This window comes from Bradyrhizobium sp. CW1, from assembly GCF_023100665.1.
GTDB classification, from domain to species: domain Bacteria; phylum Pseudomonadota; class Alphaproteobacteria; order Rhizobiales; family Xanthobacteraceae; genus Bradyrhizobium; species Bradyrhizobium canariense_D.
The window spans coordinates 2,575,203-2,590,506 of record NZ_CP064684.1 but is presented as its reverse complement, the minus strand read 5'-3'; the positions used below and the strand labels follow the sequence as shown (position 1 = coordinate 2,590,506).

Here is a 15,304-nt window from a genome sequence, read left to right as displayed (position 1 = left end):
CCTTAGACAATACAGAGAACTGCCGAGCGCGCTGCCGAGGATCCAACTTACAACCGGTACAAACGCATGGAAGCCGCTGTTGAGCTGGTGAGATTGTTCAGCGCGCCAAACTCCGGGACTGGCTTCGTTCAAATTTAGCGAACTGAGCAACGGTGGGCCTGTTGCTAAGCTTGGCAGCACTTCCGGACCTAGGCAAACGGCGGTACCTCCACCAGTGTTCCGATCAGTCTCAACAACGCTTGCTGTTCGGGTCCATTTCCGTCACGCAAGAAGTCGCCCAATTCAATGTGAGAAAGGCGGCCACCAGATGGGGCATTGGGCTGATGAATAATAAAAGCATGACCGCTGGTCGGCTCGCGCGCGATGAACCAAGTGTCGCCATTTGGACTGCGATATAGTTCTCGTCGGTCTGACATATTTCCTCCTAGCCGCCCCAGCTCATATAGTAAGGCGAATGGGCGCTTTCGAGAGGGATGTCCCGCAACTCGGAACGGAGTACGTTCACAACCAATTCGGCAACTGCCCAGCGGTCGAATGCCTGGTCAAGGACCGTGACGCACTGGTTTGCACCCTCGTGGCGTCTGCCAGGGACGACTCAGCTATTGGTCTGTGGCGCCATACTGGAGCCCTCAGGTTGGCGTCATCCAGTCGCCGGGTTCGACGGGCTCTTAACTACGCAACGAATACACCAACCATGATGGGAGGCACCGTTGGCGTTCTTCTTGAAGTCTCGCAACTGCTGGTCTATTGTCTCAAGCATCGATACTGGCCGAACTTCGCCTCAGATCCTGGCGGCGCGCACGTTTCAGACATCCTCCAACATCGACTAACCGGAACACTGGCCGCAACTATGCGCGCCGGGTCCTGCGCGCTTAGGAAAGGCAGACCTGATGAACACAGGTACAGTGAAGTGGTTTAACACCCAAAAGGGGTTCGGTTTTATCCAGCCGACAAACGGTAGCAATGACGTTTTTGTTCACATCAGCGCGGTCGAACGCGTCGGTATGGATACTCTGAGCGAAGGTCAGACGCTGTCCGTGACGTCGTCGCAGACGGTCGTTCGGGCAAGTCCGCTGCCGAAAATCTTCGTGCTGCTTAATTAAGAGCACAACAGACCTGTCGGTCCAGCCACGGATGTACTGGCAGAGCTTGTGGTCCTGCCCCGCCACCGGGTCATCGGGGTGCGGATTCCGACGAAGTCGCCCAGGCGTACCGATATGAAGTCGCCCGTGGATTCCGAGACGATGTCGCCCACCTTTTCCGATTTGATCTCGCCCAGCGGCGAGGCGTTCTGGCCGGCTGGTTCTCTGGCATCGGTCCAGCCGCGTGGTCAATCTGGAATCGCGACTTCGACCTGTTTTCTTCTTCTGCGGTTGCTGTGGGCATGTGGGCAACGCGATTGCGTCGTCCAAGCGCAGCGGCATGTCCACAGCGCCACGGGCTCAGGTCTTTCGGGCGGATTGCCGGGTTCGCCGCAGGCTCTCACCGGTGAGGTCGAGCCGATGGGCATTGTGGACGAGACGATCGAGCACGGCGTCGGCATAGGTGGGATCTCCAATGAGCAGATGCCACTGGTCCACGGGGAGCTGGCTGGTGACGATGGTGGAGCGATGACCGTAGCGATCTTCGAGGATTTCCAGGAGGTCGTGACGGGCACCGGCGTCGAGCGGCTCGAGTCCCCAATCATCGAGGATCAGCAGATCGACACGGCCAAGGCCGCGCAACAGGCGTGGATGGCGGCCGTCGCCGCGGGCGAGCGCCAGATCGTCGAACAGTCGCGGGACGCGCTGATAGAGCACAGAGCGATTGTCGCGACAGGCCTTGTGGCCGAGCGCCGAGGCGAGCCAACTCTTGCCGACGCCGGCCGGGCCGCAGATCAGGAGATTGACGTGGTCGTCGATCCAACGGCCCTCGACAAGCTTAGCGAACAGCGGGCGGTCGAGACCGCGCGGGGTGCGGTAGTCGATGTCCTCGACGCACGCCTGCTGGCGCAGCTTTGCGTAGCGCAGGCGGGTGGCGAGCCGTTTGTCGTGCCGCAGCGAGGCTTCACGTTCGAGCAGCAGCGCGAGCCATTCGGCGTGACCGAGGCTTGCGGCCTCACCGGTGGCTTCGATGTCGGCGAAGGCCTTGGCCATGCCATGGAGGCCGAGGGCGTTGAGGCGGTCGAGGGTCGGATGGGTGAGCAAGGGATGATCTCCTAATTGTAGTAGCGCGGTCCGCGGATGTTGGCATGCAGGATCGGCGCATCGTCCGCGGAGCGCTGGTGAGCAGGACGCCGATCGAGATTGTTGGCGAGGATCGACTTGACCGAGCCATAGGTGCGCGCGCCGATGTCGATCGCCCGCGCAGCCGCAGCGTCCAGCCGTTCGCGTCCATAGGAGGCGGCGAGCCTGAGGATGCCGAGACAGGCGCGGAAGCCTTGCTCGGGGTGCGAGCGCTCGTCGAGAATGAGGTCGCACAACGCGCTGGTCGCCGGCCCGATCGCGGCGGCGTCCTGGCGGATACGCGCGATGGTCCAGCCGGCGTAGCGCCGATGGCTGGAGGCCATGTGCTCCGGCACGGTGGTGTGTTTGTGATTGCCGCTCATGCGCTGATGCGCGGCGATCCGCTCGCCCTTGTGGAAGATCTCGACGGTGCGGGCCGTGAACCGCACCTCGACCTCGGCGCGGGCGAAGCGATGCGGAACGCTGTAGTAATGCTTCTCCACCTCGACGTGGTAATCGAGACTGACGCGGCGGATCCGCCACTCGGCGGGGACGTAGGGGGAACCCGGCAATGGCTTGAGCGCCGGCCGGTCGACCTCCTCGAGCAACCGGCGGCGTGTCACGCCTATCCGCCGGATCGGCCGTTCCTCGTTCAGCCTCGTGAGCAGTTCGCCGATCGCCGCATTGACCTCGGCCAGGCTGTAGAAGGTGCGATGACGCAGGCGGCCGAGCAGCCAGCGCTCGACGATGAGGACGGCCTGCTCGACCTTGGCCTTGTCGCGCGGCTTGCGCGGCCGCGCCGGCAAGATGGCGGTGCCGTAATGCGCCGCCATCTCCGCGTAGGTACGATTGATCTGCGGGTCGTACAGGCTCGCCTTAATGACCGCGACCTTGGTGTTGTCGGGCACCACCAGCGCCGGTATGCCGCCGATCGCCGCGAAGGCGCCAACATGGGCGCTGATCCAGTCGGCGAGCCCCTGCGTCCACGTCGCCTGCGCGTAGGTGAAGCTCGATGCGCCGAGCACGGCGACGAAGATCTGCGCCGTTCTGCGCTCACCGGTCAGGCGGTCGACCACCACCGGCACGCCATCGCCGGCATAGTCGACGAACAACTTGTCGCCGGCCGCATGGGCCTGGCGCATCGTCACCGACAGGCGGCCCTCCCAGGCGCGGTAGAGCTCACAGAAGCGCGAGTACCGGTATCCGCCGGGCTCGGTGGCGATATATTCCTCCCACAGGATCGACAGCGTCACGTGCTTGCGTTTGAGCTCGCGGTGCACGGTCGCCCAGTCGGGCTCGGCGATGCGGCGGTGACCCTGACGGTTGCCATTGCCGGTCTTCGCGAACAGGCGAAGTTCCAGAACCGTGTCGGTGACGTCGTCTGGCAACGGCCAGCTCAAGCCCGCGGCCTCGAACCGCCGGAGCGCCAGTCGCACCGTCCAGGGCGCCGCGCCCACCCGTCGCGCAATCTCGCGGCTCGGCAGCCCGGCCGCCTTCATTCTGATCACATCGCGCACACGGCGCATCGCAAGCCTCTCCGTCAGCATCCAGGGTCCCCTTCGCAAAGCCGAAAGAGTTGACCCTATGGGAGCCAGAAGAGGCCTCGTCACCCGGGCGACATCATCCCGGAATGGTGGGCGAGATCATCTCGGAATGGGTGGGCGACTTCAAATCGGAATGGTGGGCGAGATCATCTCGGAATCCTGGGCGACATCGATCGAAATCCGCAGGGGGCGAACGAGAATGGCCGGCGGACGGGCGAACTCAGCTGAGGGATTGTCCCCGGAGTATGGATTTCGCTGTGACCGCAAGAGATGAGGGCGGCGGCGCGTCCGGGCTTCCAGGCACCCCCAGCTTCACTCTTGTGATGGCCGCGACGGTCATCGGCGCAATTTTCGTCCTAAGCATCGCGAGCTTGCAGCACTACCGATTTGTCTCTGCTTCAGCGAACGAGCGGATCTCGCGCTCCCTCGACAACGGCAAGTGGGATGGAATGTACCTGGCCAGGCGCAAGGGCAACGAGCTGACCTATGCCGGCAAGGTCGACCACGGCTTCGACAAGACGTCGGCGGCCGAGCTCCGCAAGCGTCTGGAGCCACTCAAACGGAAGACGCAGCCCTACACAAAGCGCATCGCGCACAAGGGCATCTCGGTCGAACCGAAGCTGCTCGCGGAGATCGAATATCGCGCCAAGTCGGCCGAGGGCCAGGTGGGGCATCCATTCTTCAAAGGCCAACGGGAGGATCTCTGACAATGGATCGCCAGACACCAGCTGAAAAGATCGAGCAGAGCTATGATCGGGCCATGATGGCTCTGGCTGACTACCTCACGCACCAGCACGATGCTGCTGCAACCGTCGACCGCCTTATCGGAATCCTCGATCGCGACGCCCTCCGCGATGCAATTACCGAGGTCCTGGTCGACTCCCGGGTTCACCCGAGATCAAAGTCGGACGAACCCGTGTGAGCCGCCCCAGGCGGATGCCGAATAAGTGCAAGAAACTGATAGGCGCTGCGCATCTGACGCGCCGCCAATGTATGGCCGCAGCATCGGGTCGCCTTGTCGATCGTAAAATCAACCCGCGCTTCGCGTATGGGCAGCAAGACCGACGCCGCCGTTAGCGTAGCAGTGGCATAGCGTCTCGAGGCCTAACCCCCGCACCAGACAGTCGGTATACTGCAGTCCCGCAACGCGGCGGCGTGGTCTCATTTTTGGGCTTAATGGAATGCGCATCCCCGCATGAGCCGCTTAGTATTTGTAGGCGAGAGACGGCCATTACGATGACGGTCACAAATGATGATGAAACTCGCGCGTGCCCGAGTTGCGCTGCGCACCCATGCCTGTCCACGCCCATGCTCAACGCCGGGCGGGGCAAGGTGGTCGAACCTGTATCGATGCATCAGGTGCGGCGAACGGTGCGGGGGCAAGGACCTGGCGTACCGTGACTCTCGAAGCTCGATGACGCCTGCAGCCGACACGAAGCCGAGCCCTCTTAAACCTCTCTCAAGGCCGGCAGCACGTGCGCCCCGAATGCGTCGATAAAGCTCAGTTGCCGCCGCCCGACTTGATGAAGGTGGATTTCGGCGAACCCCATCTCGGCGTACTCGGCCAGCCACGCTCGGTGCTGTCCGAGGTCCGCGGAGACCAGGACCGACCGACGAATGTCCTCGCCCTTCACAAGGCGGCCGACTGTGTCGAAGTCCTGTGGCCGACGGAGGTCCCAGTTCACCTCTCCGCCGGCGATATTTGGAGCCCATTGGTGGAGTGCCTCGGCTTCAGCCTCCTCCTCGCTCGGTGCCCATGATAGCGCCGCCTGCAAGATGACGGGCTTGCCGTGCCCGCCGCCACGGCGGAACGCCTCTACCACCTTTCCAAGCTGCTTTGGGGGCGCCTGGACGGTGATGAGAGCGTCGGCCCAGCCGCCCAGCCATTCTGCCGTCTTCTCGCTCACGGCGGCACCGACCAACGTGACCGGCTCTTCCGGGCGGCTGTAGAGCGTTGCCTCGATGACAGTGACGCGGCCACGATGAGTAACGGTCTCGCCCGCGAAAAGCGCCCTGATGATCTCTACACATTCAAGAAGGCGTGCGTTGCGCTCCTGCTTTTCGGGCCATGGCAGACCAGTGATAGATTCGTTGATCGCCTCACCGCTGCCGAGCGCCAGCCAAAAGCGACCAGGGTACATCTGCGCCAGCGTTGCAGCGCCCTGAGCTAATACGGCGGGGTGATAACGATACCCGGGGGCCGAGATGATGCCGAAAGGTAGCGAGGTCCCTTCCAAAGCGGCCCCCAGCCACGACCAGGCGAACCCGGATTGGCCTTGTCGCTCGCTCCACGGATGGAAATGGTCGGACGACATCGCGCAGTCGAAGCCCGCCTCCTCCGCGCGCTTGGTCCAACGCAGCAGATCCGAAGGCGCAAACTGCTCGTGCGAAACGTGGTATCCGAAGCGCGCCATCTTTTCTCGGTCCTTGCAGATGAGATCCGTCGGCACGTCGGCAGGACATCAGTTTGCTGGTACAGCAGACCTGATGCAGATGCGGACCGTGTGCAGCCGGAGTGAGCCTTCAACTCATCAGCGAAAGCGGCCGTTCCTAAGCCAGGGAGAGCGCGAACTCTTGGATTCGATATCACCTGCCTGGTTGAAATCAGCGAGTTCGGGTTTGCATTTGGGACGTGACCGCGCACTCGCCCGTTGAACTTGGGTGATGTTCTGGAACTGGCACTCTGGCATCCGCTGGTCGCCAGTCTCGCGGCGAAATGCCTCCGAGAAGAGGAATGCCGCCATCCGCGGCGTAAGCAGCGCACCGGATCACTCGCACCGGGCGTCCACAGCGAATAGAAGGCGGTGTTCGCTTCTACTTCCCCTCCACCGTCTTGCTGGCGCTGGCAAGTAGGAACGCCTGTGCGTGCGCGCGTCGTCACAGGTGCGCGTTGCTCGCACTCCCCATCAACCAACAGAGCCCATGAAACATTTGTTAATACCGCCTACCTCAATCGATGCAGCGATAGCGACTTCAGCAGCCCGCCACACCAACCCCGTTATTCAGGACTTTGGGAGATCTATGACATGGGCTGCTGATGCTCGTGTCCTCGGTACGTTGGCGGCCGTAGGTTGGATCATGTCGCGTGGAGGCGATCGGCGGCAACGCCTTGTCGCAGATCACGTAGCTATATCGCTCGCGGCAGCAGTCATGTTGCCGAAGATCATGAAGCGAGTGTTCGATCGAACACGACCGGACCGGGTCGTCGTAGGCCCGGATCGGCGTGGGGTTAAGACGTCAGGCCAGCCGCATGACTCCTTTCCCTCTGGCCATAGTGTGCAAATTGGTGCGATCGTCTCGGCTCTGAGTTGGGCCTATCCCAGGAAAAGCTGCAGTATTCCTGGCGATTGGGGGCGCGTTGGCGGCAACCAGAGTGGCCGTGCTTGCGCACTGGACGACCGATGTCGTGCTTGGACTGACCTTGGGCGCGGCTATCGAACGAGCGGCGCGACGCGTCAGTGGAGCGCGACGCGGGAGTACCCGCGCCTGAGACAAGCAATGACCGACAAGCCCTTCGTTCTCTTTCCCGGGATGATTGAGCCGCTGCGAGCGGCCCGCATATACGGCTACCTGATTCAGGACGGAGACGCGCTCTACCATCCCGGCGGCACTCAGCCGATATGCACGATGTCTCTGGCGCGGAAGATGGTCGAAGGCGGCTGGCTCGAGCAGCAGGGCCAACGCTACGAGCCGACAAAGCAGGGTCTGCGAGCGATAGATGTCAACTAAATCAACGATTACGCTGTCCCATCGGGATCCCACCATGAAGAGCTGTGAGCCCGCTGTAAGTTGCAGCAGGTCCCCCATCGCAACGGAGCCGCCGGGCGGAGTATGATCCCCGGACGGCCTCGCCACGCTGGTCCCGGACGAGAGCAATGTCCGGTGCTGCACATCTTGGCCGATGCGAGCGGCTCGGCAACTTCCTTCGCATATTAAGTGTCGATGGATAGGTTAGATCCGGAATCACGCTGAAGCGGCGGCCCCTCGTTCGTGCAGCTTCGAAAGTTGCCGTCGTCCTGGGCCTCACGGCAGCCTCGCTAATGCGCGGAGCAGCTGCATTCGATGCGGTCCCGGCGCAGCAAAAGCAGCGCTGCGCCAGGCAGGCGCGAGATGAGGCTTATCTCCTGGCAGGCGGGCCGCTCTTGTTTCCAGGAAGACCCTTGACCCCCGAACTGTCCTGCTGCTGGACAGCCGAGTTGGAAGACCCCGTCGTCGTCGCGTTGGCGGGCGGGCCGTTCTTGTTGCCCGGCGCGCCGCTGACGCCCGTCCCTGAATTCTGCGCGCTCGGCTGCGATGATGAATCGCCGGTCCCCATCTGGCCGGGCATGTTCGCGGAGCCCGCTTTCTGCTCGCCGACAACGCCGGATGCTCCGGAGTTGCGCGTTTTTACGCCCTTGTCCGCTTCTTCTTGGATTGCCTGAGGTGATGTTTGCTGTGCATGTACTGGCAACGCTGTTGCCGCAAGAAGGACGGAGATCGTCAAGGTTGCTATTCGCATGGACTTTCCTCTCCTGGTTTTATGCCTGACAACCCGCCAGCTGACAGACATTTCCGTGAGGAGAAACATTATTTTAGAGACGCGGTGGCCTATTTGCGGCGCAGTATCAGCGATTGTATGAGTTTACCCGCGCGCCGACATCAGGCTGATTTTCGCAGCAGATCCAGCTGGACCCGCTTCGGCTCGGGCTCGCCACGCAGAAGATGCGCCAGCAACGCTCGAATATCGTGGGCGACGGCAAAGCATCCGGCCTGCGAGAGAGTCTCTTCGCTGAAGCCGCCTGTAAGAACGCCGGCCGCTTTCGCGCCAGCTTCGAGCCCGGCCTCGACATCATAAGGCGTATCGCCCACCATCACCGACTGCGCGCTTGGCAGCGCAAGCTTGCGCAGCGCGATGCCGACAAGGCGCGGGTCTGGCTTGCCATGCTCGACGTCATCCCCGCAGGCAGTCGCCGCGATGTAGTCATTCGCATCCAGAAGCGAGAGATACCGCTTGAACGGAATCCCCCTGCAGTCGGTCGCGAGCGCGACGCGCCCACCCATCTCCGTGAGCACGCGAAACACGTCACGAACGCCTTAGCTGGCAACTAATCGTCTGCGGAGCGCGGAAGGTTAGAGGCGCCCGCGAACTTTATATGCTCTTCTGACTGATCCTCTCCGCCGTCGGTGCGGCGTGCCAATCCTTCTTTGCTCAGCTTCGAGCACGCGGTTGCGAAGGGCTTCGAGTTCGGAAAGTTCAGAGATGAGTGCATCGAGATACTGGCGGCGCAGGACATCTGCGCGAGCAAAATTACGCATGGAACGCCCCTAAAATAATCACACACAAAAACTGCGAGGCCGCTAACGCGGTAGAATATAGCCAGTACAGCCTTTGCATTAAGTGGCGTCAAGGTGCTTCTACTGGGTGCAACGGGCGGCTTTCGCTCGAATGAAAAGCCCGCCGACCTGGGAGCCGGCGGATGGTGGGCAATCGAAAGCTTTCAAAATGCGCCCGCCTGCTACGTGCTGAGCAACCGCAGGACCGAGCCGCATCACAGATCAACAGGTGGCGTACCAACCATCCGAAAACGGTAGCAGAGGCCAGGTGCCCGCGTTGTCATTCGCGACCTCAGGCATGACGTTGATGGTTCTCCGCCCACTCGCCCCCTCAGTAGGAGTGGAAGAGAGGCAGGCAGCAGGCGCACGCCCGCGACCATGGGAGCGTTGCTCGGAAAGCTCTGTGCTGAAGTGCGTAGACACTATGGAGGGCATAAAGTGCAGTCCGCGCTGGGAGCGCTGAAATTAAATTGAGGGAAAACGTCCGGCTCAGATCACGCCCACAATGATCAAAACTCCGACCTCAACCAGTAGGAGCGTACCCGTTGCTGCGGAGATGAAAAACCAATCACCTAATGACAGGAACTGCATGATTCGCCTCCCAATTTGCCAAAGAAAAGAAGCGGCCCCTACATCCTTTGGACGGCGTAAGCAGGGGGCACGATGATGGGGCCGCTTCCAGGAGGTCCTTGACGCGTTCGTCCGGCGCCAAGCATTCGCATCCTAATCCAAATTTAAACCTCGTCCATCATTTAATTTATTTAATTTCCGTTTTATTATTTAATGGTTAATCGGACGACATTTGCAACGATTGCAAGCCGCCGATCCCCTAGTGGAGCGAGCCGGGGATTGGCTTTTTGGCGGCGAGCTATCTATCTGCTTGGTCGCGCCATTCGAGCGGCGAGCTCGGGCCTTACATAGATCGGGCGGCCGCCGCATGGGTCGGAGGGGTTGGTATCGACGCCCACAAATGGAAAGGGATTGGGTCAGCGACGATCTGGACGCACGTGGAGGAGCACGACTTTATCCATGTCGCTGTGACCGGAGCGCCGGCTTTGCAGCTTCACCACCTGCTCGAGTTCGAGAGCCTCTATGGCGAGCTCATCTGCCAAGCGTTCGAAAAGTGCGCGCTTTTGCGGGTCGCTCGATCGTCTGCTCATAAGGACCAAATCCGCGGCATCGGCGCGGAGTTTGTCCAATTTTTCCCTTAGGTCCGCCATGGTATCGGCCCCGTCCTAGACCTACCTCGTCATGCGTGACGGGATGCAGGTCAACGGCGGAACACGCTATGGGTTCTTCGTTAACCGATTGTTAGGCCGACGTTCGTGAAGGCCGAGATGTGTGAACGAGCACCCGCTAGCTTTGCCGAGCGCGCGTCTGCGGCTATCCGATCAATGCTTCAGTGCGCACACGTGGTCACGAGCAGCATGGTCCGGCTGCATTGCCAATTGGATCCCAACATTGGTTCAGGGACTCCACGAGGAGTACCGATGGCCATAGTAGTACCAGCCGCCGCCAGAACAGCGGCGGTCAGCGCGAGCATTCGATAGGTTGCCAAGTTCCACTTCATTGCGCTTCCCTCCAGTGGAAGCGCGCACGCTACGCTCGGTGATACCCTGCCGGTTGTGAACTACTTCACACAATGCGCATCACAGCCGTGTGCAGGAGGCCCGCCGGCACGAATTGGTGGGCATTGTTCGCCAACGTTGCGCTTCCCTAGCGTTGACGATTGACTCTGACGACGACGCCGCTTGGCTAAAACCATAGTCGAGGTCGCTGGCGATGTCCCGAGCGACGCGCGCGCCGTATTGGACGGCTAGTTGAGCCGAGCCAAATAGCTCCCCCACATCGTCCGCATGTGTCTCTCCCTTGTGAAAAATCGGGAAGTAGTAACGTCGCATAACCGCGGCCCTCGTCCTTTAGCGCGATCATGTACACGGCTCAGGACGGCCTACATCTGTCGAAAAGGACAGCGTCCGTCAAACAGCGCCATTCACGAGGCATTTGCGAACTGCGCGACACGTGTTGGCGCTCCTATCAACGAAGGAGCGCCAAGTTGGCCAAGAAGAAAAAAGTGTTCGTCGCGAGTGGACGAAAGACGACCTGAAGACGCTGAAGTTACTTGCGAAGCAAAAGACTGGTGTCACGAAGATCGCAAAGAAATTGAAGCGAACGCCGGGCGCGACGGCGGCTAAGGCATTTGTTCTTGGCTTGTCGCTCACGCAATAGACCGGCACCTACTCGGTCATCCGACAGTGCTCTCGCTCCACGCAACCTCGATCTGACAGGATGCGCGCGATGCGACGTGCGTTTCTGGGCGCCGTCGATCGCGCGCAGTATGTTCGTTAAGCATTTCCGACTATGCAGATATCATGTTTCACGCGTTGAGGCAGTTGCTATTGCGAGGTGCGGTAAGCGTTGCAGGCGCCGCTTTGACGGCCGTCTGCATCGCTGGTGTCCTGTCGTTGGTTGCGACGTACTTTCCGACCAAAGAGCAAACAGTCGTCGAAAAATTGCTCTCAAAAGCGGTTCGTACCCAGGCCGTTGCGGCACGAGGGTGAGCGCTGAGCACTAGCGAGAACAGCGATGTTTTCCAAGACCGGATCTCCCCACTGGGTGATCGTCGCAGGAGCTGTCCTCGGGCTGGCGCGATTGATCGGATGGGCGTTTCAAAGAAACCGCAAGCGGCGGAAGAAGTGCGAGAACCCCGCAGTACTGATCAACTGGCCGTCGGACCGGAGGCGAGTCCCAAATCGCGTTGAGAGGACCACTCTCAAGGGCAGGTTAATTGGTCCACTAACGTTGACGCGCGTCGCTGTTTCGTTCTCTGTGTTGAAGATGTTCGCGAAAGGTTTTTCCCACTTTCGGAAAGAAATTTCCGGCACTGAACTAAGCGCCAACATCTATCGCTTTGTGCGTGAGTTCTGACGGGCAGTCGCGGCGCTCTCCGCGTTCGCCGATGCCAGCCCATCAACGCGTGCGCCTAGTGCGCCTAGTTGATCTGACATTAGCTTGCGATTACTGCCTTCCGAGGCAATTTTGCGCTGGACCTCCGCAATCCGGTCCACAAGGCTTTGCTGGCTTGACTGAATGTCTTTCACCGTCTGCTCAAGAGCTGCTACCGCCCTCTTTGTTTGTTCGACGCCAGAATCTTGACGAATAGCAGTCGCTGCCTGTAGGGCATCAATTCTGTTACTCATCCAAACGAACATGCCTCCAGCCAACACAACAATCAACGCGACCACGAGCCAAGGCAACACCTGACGGTGCGTGCGGGCAGATTCTGTTGGTTCCATCACGGCTCCTAGGAGGAACGCAACTCCGTCATACACCCTGAATCGGACTTAGTTGCGACCGCCGCCCCTGTGTTGCCTGCAACATGCTGTGCGGGCTCAAAGGAGCAAGTCTGCGGCAGCCAAGCGTGCAGAGCGAGAGGCATTGAAGGAAGAGCCGGCTGACCGGACTGAGGAAGCCGAGCAAGCAATCGGAAGTCTTGGGAAGGTACTGTGGTCAATTGCCAACGCTCGTCCGGTCTTCGAAATCGCCGAACAGAAGATTGCGGGGTCCTTTAGCGAGCGCCAACCGTAGGCTCCTAAGTACCTCGAATAACCCCCTCTGCCGCGAATCAAGCTGCCCGACACAGTTCGTTCGGCACCCGCCGCGGCGTGGTCGTCGTGTTCGGCCTTGGCGATTGCCCCTCAAGCTGGGGGCCGCTGCTCGTCCACTAAGACCAGCGCGAAGCACCGCTCGCCGGGCTTGGCGTCGGCGGGCGTACGGCCACCAACAACTCTGCCCCTTTGTCAGTAGGCGGGTTGAAATTTCTCATTTTGGGGATACGCAACTTTCCCATGGGCCGCTCGTATGTAGTGCGCGCTGGGAAGACTGGCCGCCCCTAGGCCCCGGCCGGTGGCGCTAAATGGCGCGATGCATCGCAGCGAGATAATTGACTTGCTGCGGTGCTCCTACGCACATCCTCGCAACGTCGGTATGCAATCACCTATGTGCGAGACGCGAATACATGTTCAGGAACACTGGCTGGTGGGTTGCATTGTTGACTTGTGCTTCAATTGTTTAATGAGGCCGAACGATGCGTCTTCTCCTCAGAATGGTTGCGATTGCGACAGTCCCTGCTTGGATTGGATTGAATGCGAACACCGCTGCAGCAGAGGATTTCAATGAGCGGTGGTCCATCATTCCAAAGGCTCGTGCTGAGCCGGCTCCTGATGGGCTCGAACAGACAAAGAAGGATGAGCCGCAAGTGCAAGCTCCGAACGGACAACAAACATTGAAAGATCGTCAAGAACCCTTGAAAGACCGTTCAGCCTCTCGCTCCCTCGACCGAGTGTTCTCCGGAAGGGCCTCATTCTACTCGTACTCAAAGGGCAAGACGGCGAACGGTTCATCGTACGACCGGAATTCACTAACCGCGGCGCACCGCCGTCTGCCGTTCGGCACGAGAGTCCGGGTCATTGATCTTGAGACTAAGAGGTCGGTGGTGGTTCGTATCACCGACCGCGGACCATGGGTCCGAGGCCGCGTCCTCGACCTCTCGCTCGCCGCCGCGCGCACCTTAGGGATTACGGATCGTGGCGTGGCTCCGGTTCGTGCTGAAGTGTTGTAGCAGTCGTCCATCACCTTGCGAAAATACCCAACCGCCGCCCCGCGCCCTTACATCAACGGTCCGGTTTTGGGTCTGAACCGTGCCGTGGCTCTGAAGAACCCCGCCGGTATTGCGGGTCATCGTGACCTCCCTCCGGCTTACTGACGGCGACGAAGCTGCACGAGCCTGCTAGTCGGCGGCGTGAGCCTGGCCGCGCTGATAGAGGCGATGTTCTCCGCACCGGTTGAGCGACGCGATGCCGTTCGGTACGTCGCGTCTGCCTTAGACGACTTCGCCATCTCGCCGGAACTCGGCCCGGTCTGGCACCTTCGCTACGTTTACGAAAGTCATGGCTCGTTTCGCGTCGTCGATATGGAGATGCGACGCCAACCGGCACGCTATCCAGTAAAGACGTCTGGCTTCGTCTGCCCGTCTAGCTATCTCCCACGTCTGCGATGTGGCCGGTCCTGTCGATGACCACCGAGCGCGCGGGACCTTCTTTGACGGCCTTGTAAGTCTTGATCTTTCCGGCCGGCACCTCCTGGATCTGCGAGTAGCCTGCGGCGCGAAGCTTAGCGACAATCTCCTCCGACGGCAGGCACAGCGCAAACGAGCACGGCCAAACCTCAATGAGGGCAGCCATGACGAAAGATCGCAGCACTTGCCTCCTTGCGCGCACGCCGCCGTCGGGCTGGCTCCTTAGCTTAGCCGCCGACCGGCCCCGACAACGTCTCCAGTCCCGCCTCTATTGCCGCGATGTCCTGTTCGATCTGCGCGATCGACAACCTGCAGTCAAAGCCCACCCAGGCTTTCAGGTCTCCGGCAAGGCGCCGGCGGTGCATCTTCAGCTCTTCAAGCGACTGGCGGTCTTTAAGTCTTGCGTAGCCGTCCACAATCAACTCAATCGCACTCGACATGACGCTACTCCACAAAAACAATTCGTACAATCGAATGAGCTTAGTGCAAGCCGCGCGGTCGGCGCAACTTCTATGCTGGCTTCTACACGCTGGCCCCTCCGCCGGCTCGCGCTTCAGCCAATGGCGCGGCTGGGGAGCAACAAGAGCCAGAGGGCGCCTCAAAGGTCCAACCTGGCCTTCGTCAAAATTGGTTACGATCATTGACGGGCTGGCATTCCACTCAGCGTCCAACCGCAAACTCTTCGAAAAACGTGGGCACAGGGTTTTGGTTTTCTAGCTTTTCCCGAACGGAGGCGTCAAACTTGCGTCCATTGAGAACGTGATTTTTTCAGGGATATTGCGATGGGAAAACCTGGCGTTTCCCGTGATGCCTTCCGGGGACTATTCGCTTTCTATGCGGCGAAGACTCATCACGACCACAAGCCCGAAGCCGAACATTCCCTTTTGCGGATGTTTGGATCTGCGGACGATATACCCGATACGTTGCTACGGCAGTGGTCGGACAGAGTTGAGTTGCTCGGCTCCGAAACCGTTGGTCGCTTAATGGATCCACGCGTCCGCCAAATCACGAACGGCAACGCGCAATACGACCATGCCAGCGACTTTCTTCGCACGCGGCTGAGAGACCTCGGGCATAAAATGCAGTGATCAAACCGCCATGCCATTGTCGCCGCAGTCTTCCGACGCATAGACTTGGCAGCTCTTTTCCTGCGCTTTTGATGGACT

At 60.4% G+C, this 15,304-nt stretch carries 16 protein-coding genes and 2 pseudogenes; 9 read left to right on the top strand and 9 right to left on the bottom strand.

Translation table 11 applies throughout. From position 1 onward, the window contains the following. Positions 1-188: 188 nt before the first annotated feature. Positions 189-416 (bottom strand): hypothetical protein, encoded by a 228-nt coding sequence (locus IVB54_RS12535; protein WP_247777250.1) that lies wholly within the window; start codon positions 414-416, stop codon positions 189-191. A gap of 474 nt (positions 417-890) precedes the next feature. Here IVB54_RS12535 and IVB54_RS12530 point away from each other — a divergent pair. Next, positions 891-1,099, top strand: a pseudogene (locus IVB54_RS12530) (cold-shock protein). Positions 1,100-1,442: 343 nt separating this feature from the next. Here IVB54_RS12530 and istB read toward each other — a convergent pair. Both istB and istA read right to left on the bottom strand, forming a co-directional pair. After that, positions 1,443-2,186, bottom strand: coding sequence for an IS21-like element helper ATPase IstB (istB, locus tag IVB54_RS12525; protein ID WP_247454818.1), 744 nt, complete (start codon positions 2,184-2,186; stop codon positions 1,443-1,445). An 11-nt stretch (positions 2,187-2,197) separates the two neighbouring features. Beyond that, a complete protein-coding gene (gene istA, locus IVB54_RS12520; protein WP_247777507.1) occupies positions 2,198-3,730 on the bottom strand; it encodes an IS21 family transposase in 1,533 nt (510 codons plus the stop codon). Positions 3,731-4,170: 440 nt separating this feature from the next. Here istA and IVB54_RS12515 point away from each other — a divergent pair. Together IVB54_RS12515 and IVB54_RS12510 are read left to right on the top strand one after the other, a co-directional pair. Continuing rightward, positions 4,171-4,455, top strand: a pseudogene (locus IVB54_RS12515) (DNA ligase); the annotation flags it as partial. Positions 4,456-4,457: 2 nt separating this feature from the next. Next, positions 4,458-4,670, top strand: a complete 213-nt coding sequence (locus tag IVB54_RS12510; protein WP_247777248.1) for a hypothetical protein — start codon at positions 4,458-4,460, stop codon at positions 4,668-4,670. A 526-nt stretch (positions 4,671-5,196) separates the two neighbouring features. Here IVB54_RS12510 and IVB54_RS12505 read toward each other — a convergent pair. Next, positions 5,197-6,162, bottom strand: coding sequence for a TIGR03885 family FMN-dependent LLM class oxidoreductase (locus IVB54_RS12505; protein WP_247777247.1), 966 nt, complete (start codon positions 6,160-6,162; stop codon positions 5,197-5,199). 1,084 nt (positions 6,163-7,246) lie between these two features. Here IVB54_RS12505 and IVB54_RS12500 point away from each other — a divergent pair. Further along, complete coding sequence (locus IVB54_RS12500; RefSeq protein ID WP_247777246.1) at positions 7,247-7,477, top strand: hypothetical protein; 231 nt, start codon at positions 7,247-7,249, stop codon at positions 7,475-7,477. 431 nt (positions 7,478-7,908) lie between these two features. Next, on the top strand, positions 7,909-8,169 hold the full coding sequence (locus tag IVB54_RS41620) for a hypothetical protein (protein WP_346658850.1): 261 nt from the start codon (positions 7,909-7,911) through the stop codon (positions 8,167-8,169). Between the two features lie 217 nt (positions 8,170-8,386). Here the strand turns inward: IVB54_RS41620 and IVB54_RS12490 are convergent, their stop codons facing one another. Both IVB54_RS12490 and IVB54_RS12485 read right to left on the bottom strand, forming a co-directional pair. Continuing rightward, positions 8,387-8,809 (bottom strand): HAD hydrolase-like protein, encoded by a 423-nt coding sequence (locus IVB54_RS12490; protein WP_247777245.1) that lies wholly within the window; start codon positions 8,807-8,809, stop codon positions 8,387-8,389. A gap of 1,238 nt (positions 8,810-10,047) precedes the next feature. Continuing rightward, positions 10,048-10,260, bottom strand: coding sequence for a hypothetical protein (locus IVB54_RS12485; RefSeq protein WP_247777244.1), 213 nt, complete (start codon positions 10,258-10,260; stop codon positions 10,048-10,050). A gap of 826 nt (positions 10,261-11,086) precedes the next feature. On the opposite strand from IVB54_RS12485, the gene IVB54_RS12480 reads away from it, so the two are divergent. After that, entirely contained in the window at positions 11,087-11,290 is a 204-nt protein-coding gene (locus tag IVB54_RS12480) for a hypothetical protein (protein ID WP_247777243.1), read from the top strand. A gap of 357 nt (positions 11,291-11,647) precedes the next feature. Beyond that, complete coding sequence (locus IVB54_RS12475; RefSeq protein WP_247777242.1) at positions 11,648-11,989, top strand: hypothetical protein; 342 nt, start codon at positions 11,648-11,650, stop codon at positions 11,987-11,989. On the opposite strand, the gene IVB54_RS12470 is transcribed toward IVB54_RS12475, so the two are convergent. Beyond that, positions 11,965-12,357 carry a hypothetical protein gene (locus IVB54_RS12470; protein WP_247489114.1) on the bottom strand — a complete coding sequence of 131 codons (393 nt, stop codon included), beginning with the start codon at positions 12,355-12,357 and terminating at the stop codon, positions 11,965-11,967. The genes IVB54_RS12475 and IVB54_RS12470 overlap by 25 nt on opposite strands. Positions 12,358-13,148: 791 nt before the next feature. Between IVB54_RS12470 and IVB54_RS12465 the strand changes: the two genes are divergently transcribed. Then, positions 13,149-13,682, top strand: a complete 534-nt coding sequence (locus tag IVB54_RS12465; RefSeq protein ID WP_247489112.1) for a septal ring lytic transglycosylase RlpA family protein — start codon at positions 13,149-13,151, stop codon at positions 13,680-13,682. Between the two features lie 412 nt (positions 13,683-14,094). On the opposite strand, the gene IVB54_RS12460 is transcribed toward IVB54_RS12465, so the two are convergent. Further along, entirely contained in the window at positions 14,095-14,304 is a 210-nt protein-coding gene (locus IVB54_RS12460) for a hypothetical protein (protein WP_247489110.1), read from the bottom strand. Between the two features lie 61 nt (positions 14,305-14,365). Further along, positions 14,366-14,578, bottom strand: a complete 213-nt coding sequence (locus tag IVB54_RS12455) for a hypothetical protein (protein ID WP_247489108.1) — start codon at positions 14,576-14,578, stop codon at positions 14,366-14,368. A 342-nt stretch (positions 14,579-14,920) separates the two neighbouring features. On the opposite strand from IVB54_RS12455, the gene IVB54_RS12450 reads away from it, so the two are divergent. Next, positions 14,921-15,226: a hypothetical protein gene (locus IVB54_RS12450; RefSeq protein ID WP_247489107.1), complete on the top strand. Its 306-nt coding sequence runs from the start codon at positions 14,921-14,923 to the stop codon at positions 15,224-15,226. Positions 15,227-15,304: the final 78 nt, after the last annotated feature.

Coding starts and splice junctions, on each gene's coding strand:
- IVB54_RS12510 (WP_247777248.1), top strand. CDS start 4,458: ATGGATCGCCAGACACCAGCTGAAAAGATCGAGCAGAGCTATGATCGG.
- IVB54_RS12505 (WP_247777247.1), bottom strand. CDS start 6,162: ATGGCGCGCTTCGGATACCACGTTTCGCACGAGCAGTTTGCGCCTTCG.
- IVB54_RS12460 (WP_247489110.1), bottom strand. CDS start 14,304: ATGGCTGCCCTCATTGAGGTTTGGCCGTGCTCGTTTGCGCTGTGCCTG.
- IVB54_RS12535 (WP_247777250.1), bottom strand. CDS start 416: ATGTCAGACCGACGAGAACTATATCGCAGTCCAAATGGCGACACTTGG.
- IVB54_RS12450 (WP_247489107.1), top strand. CDS start 14,921: ATGGGAAAACCTGGCGTTTCCCGTGATGCCTTCCGGGGACTATTCGCT.
- IVB54_RS12475 (WP_247777242.1), top strand. CDS start 11,648: ATGTTTTCCAAGACCGGATCTCCCCACTGGGTGATCGTCGCAGGAGCT.
- IVB54_RS12500 (WP_247777246.1), top strand. CDS start 7,247: ATGACCGACAAGCCCTTCGTTCTCTTTCCCGGGATGATTGAGCCGCTG.
- IVB54_RS12470 (WP_247489114.1), bottom strand. CDS start 12,357: ATGGAACCAACAGAATCTGCCCGCACGCACCGTCAGGTGTTGCCTTGG.
- IVB54_RS12465 (WP_247489112.1), top strand. CDS start 13,149: ATGCGTCTTCTCCTCAGAATGGTTGCGATTGCGACAGTCCCTGCTTGG.
- IVB54_RS12455 (WP_247489108.1), bottom strand. CDS start 14,578: ATGTCGAGTGCGATTGAGTTGATTGTGGACGGCTACGCAAGACTTAAA.
- istA (WP_247777507.1), bottom strand. CDS start 3,730: ATGCGCCGTGTGCGCGATGTGATCAGAATGAAGGCGGCCGGGCTGCCG.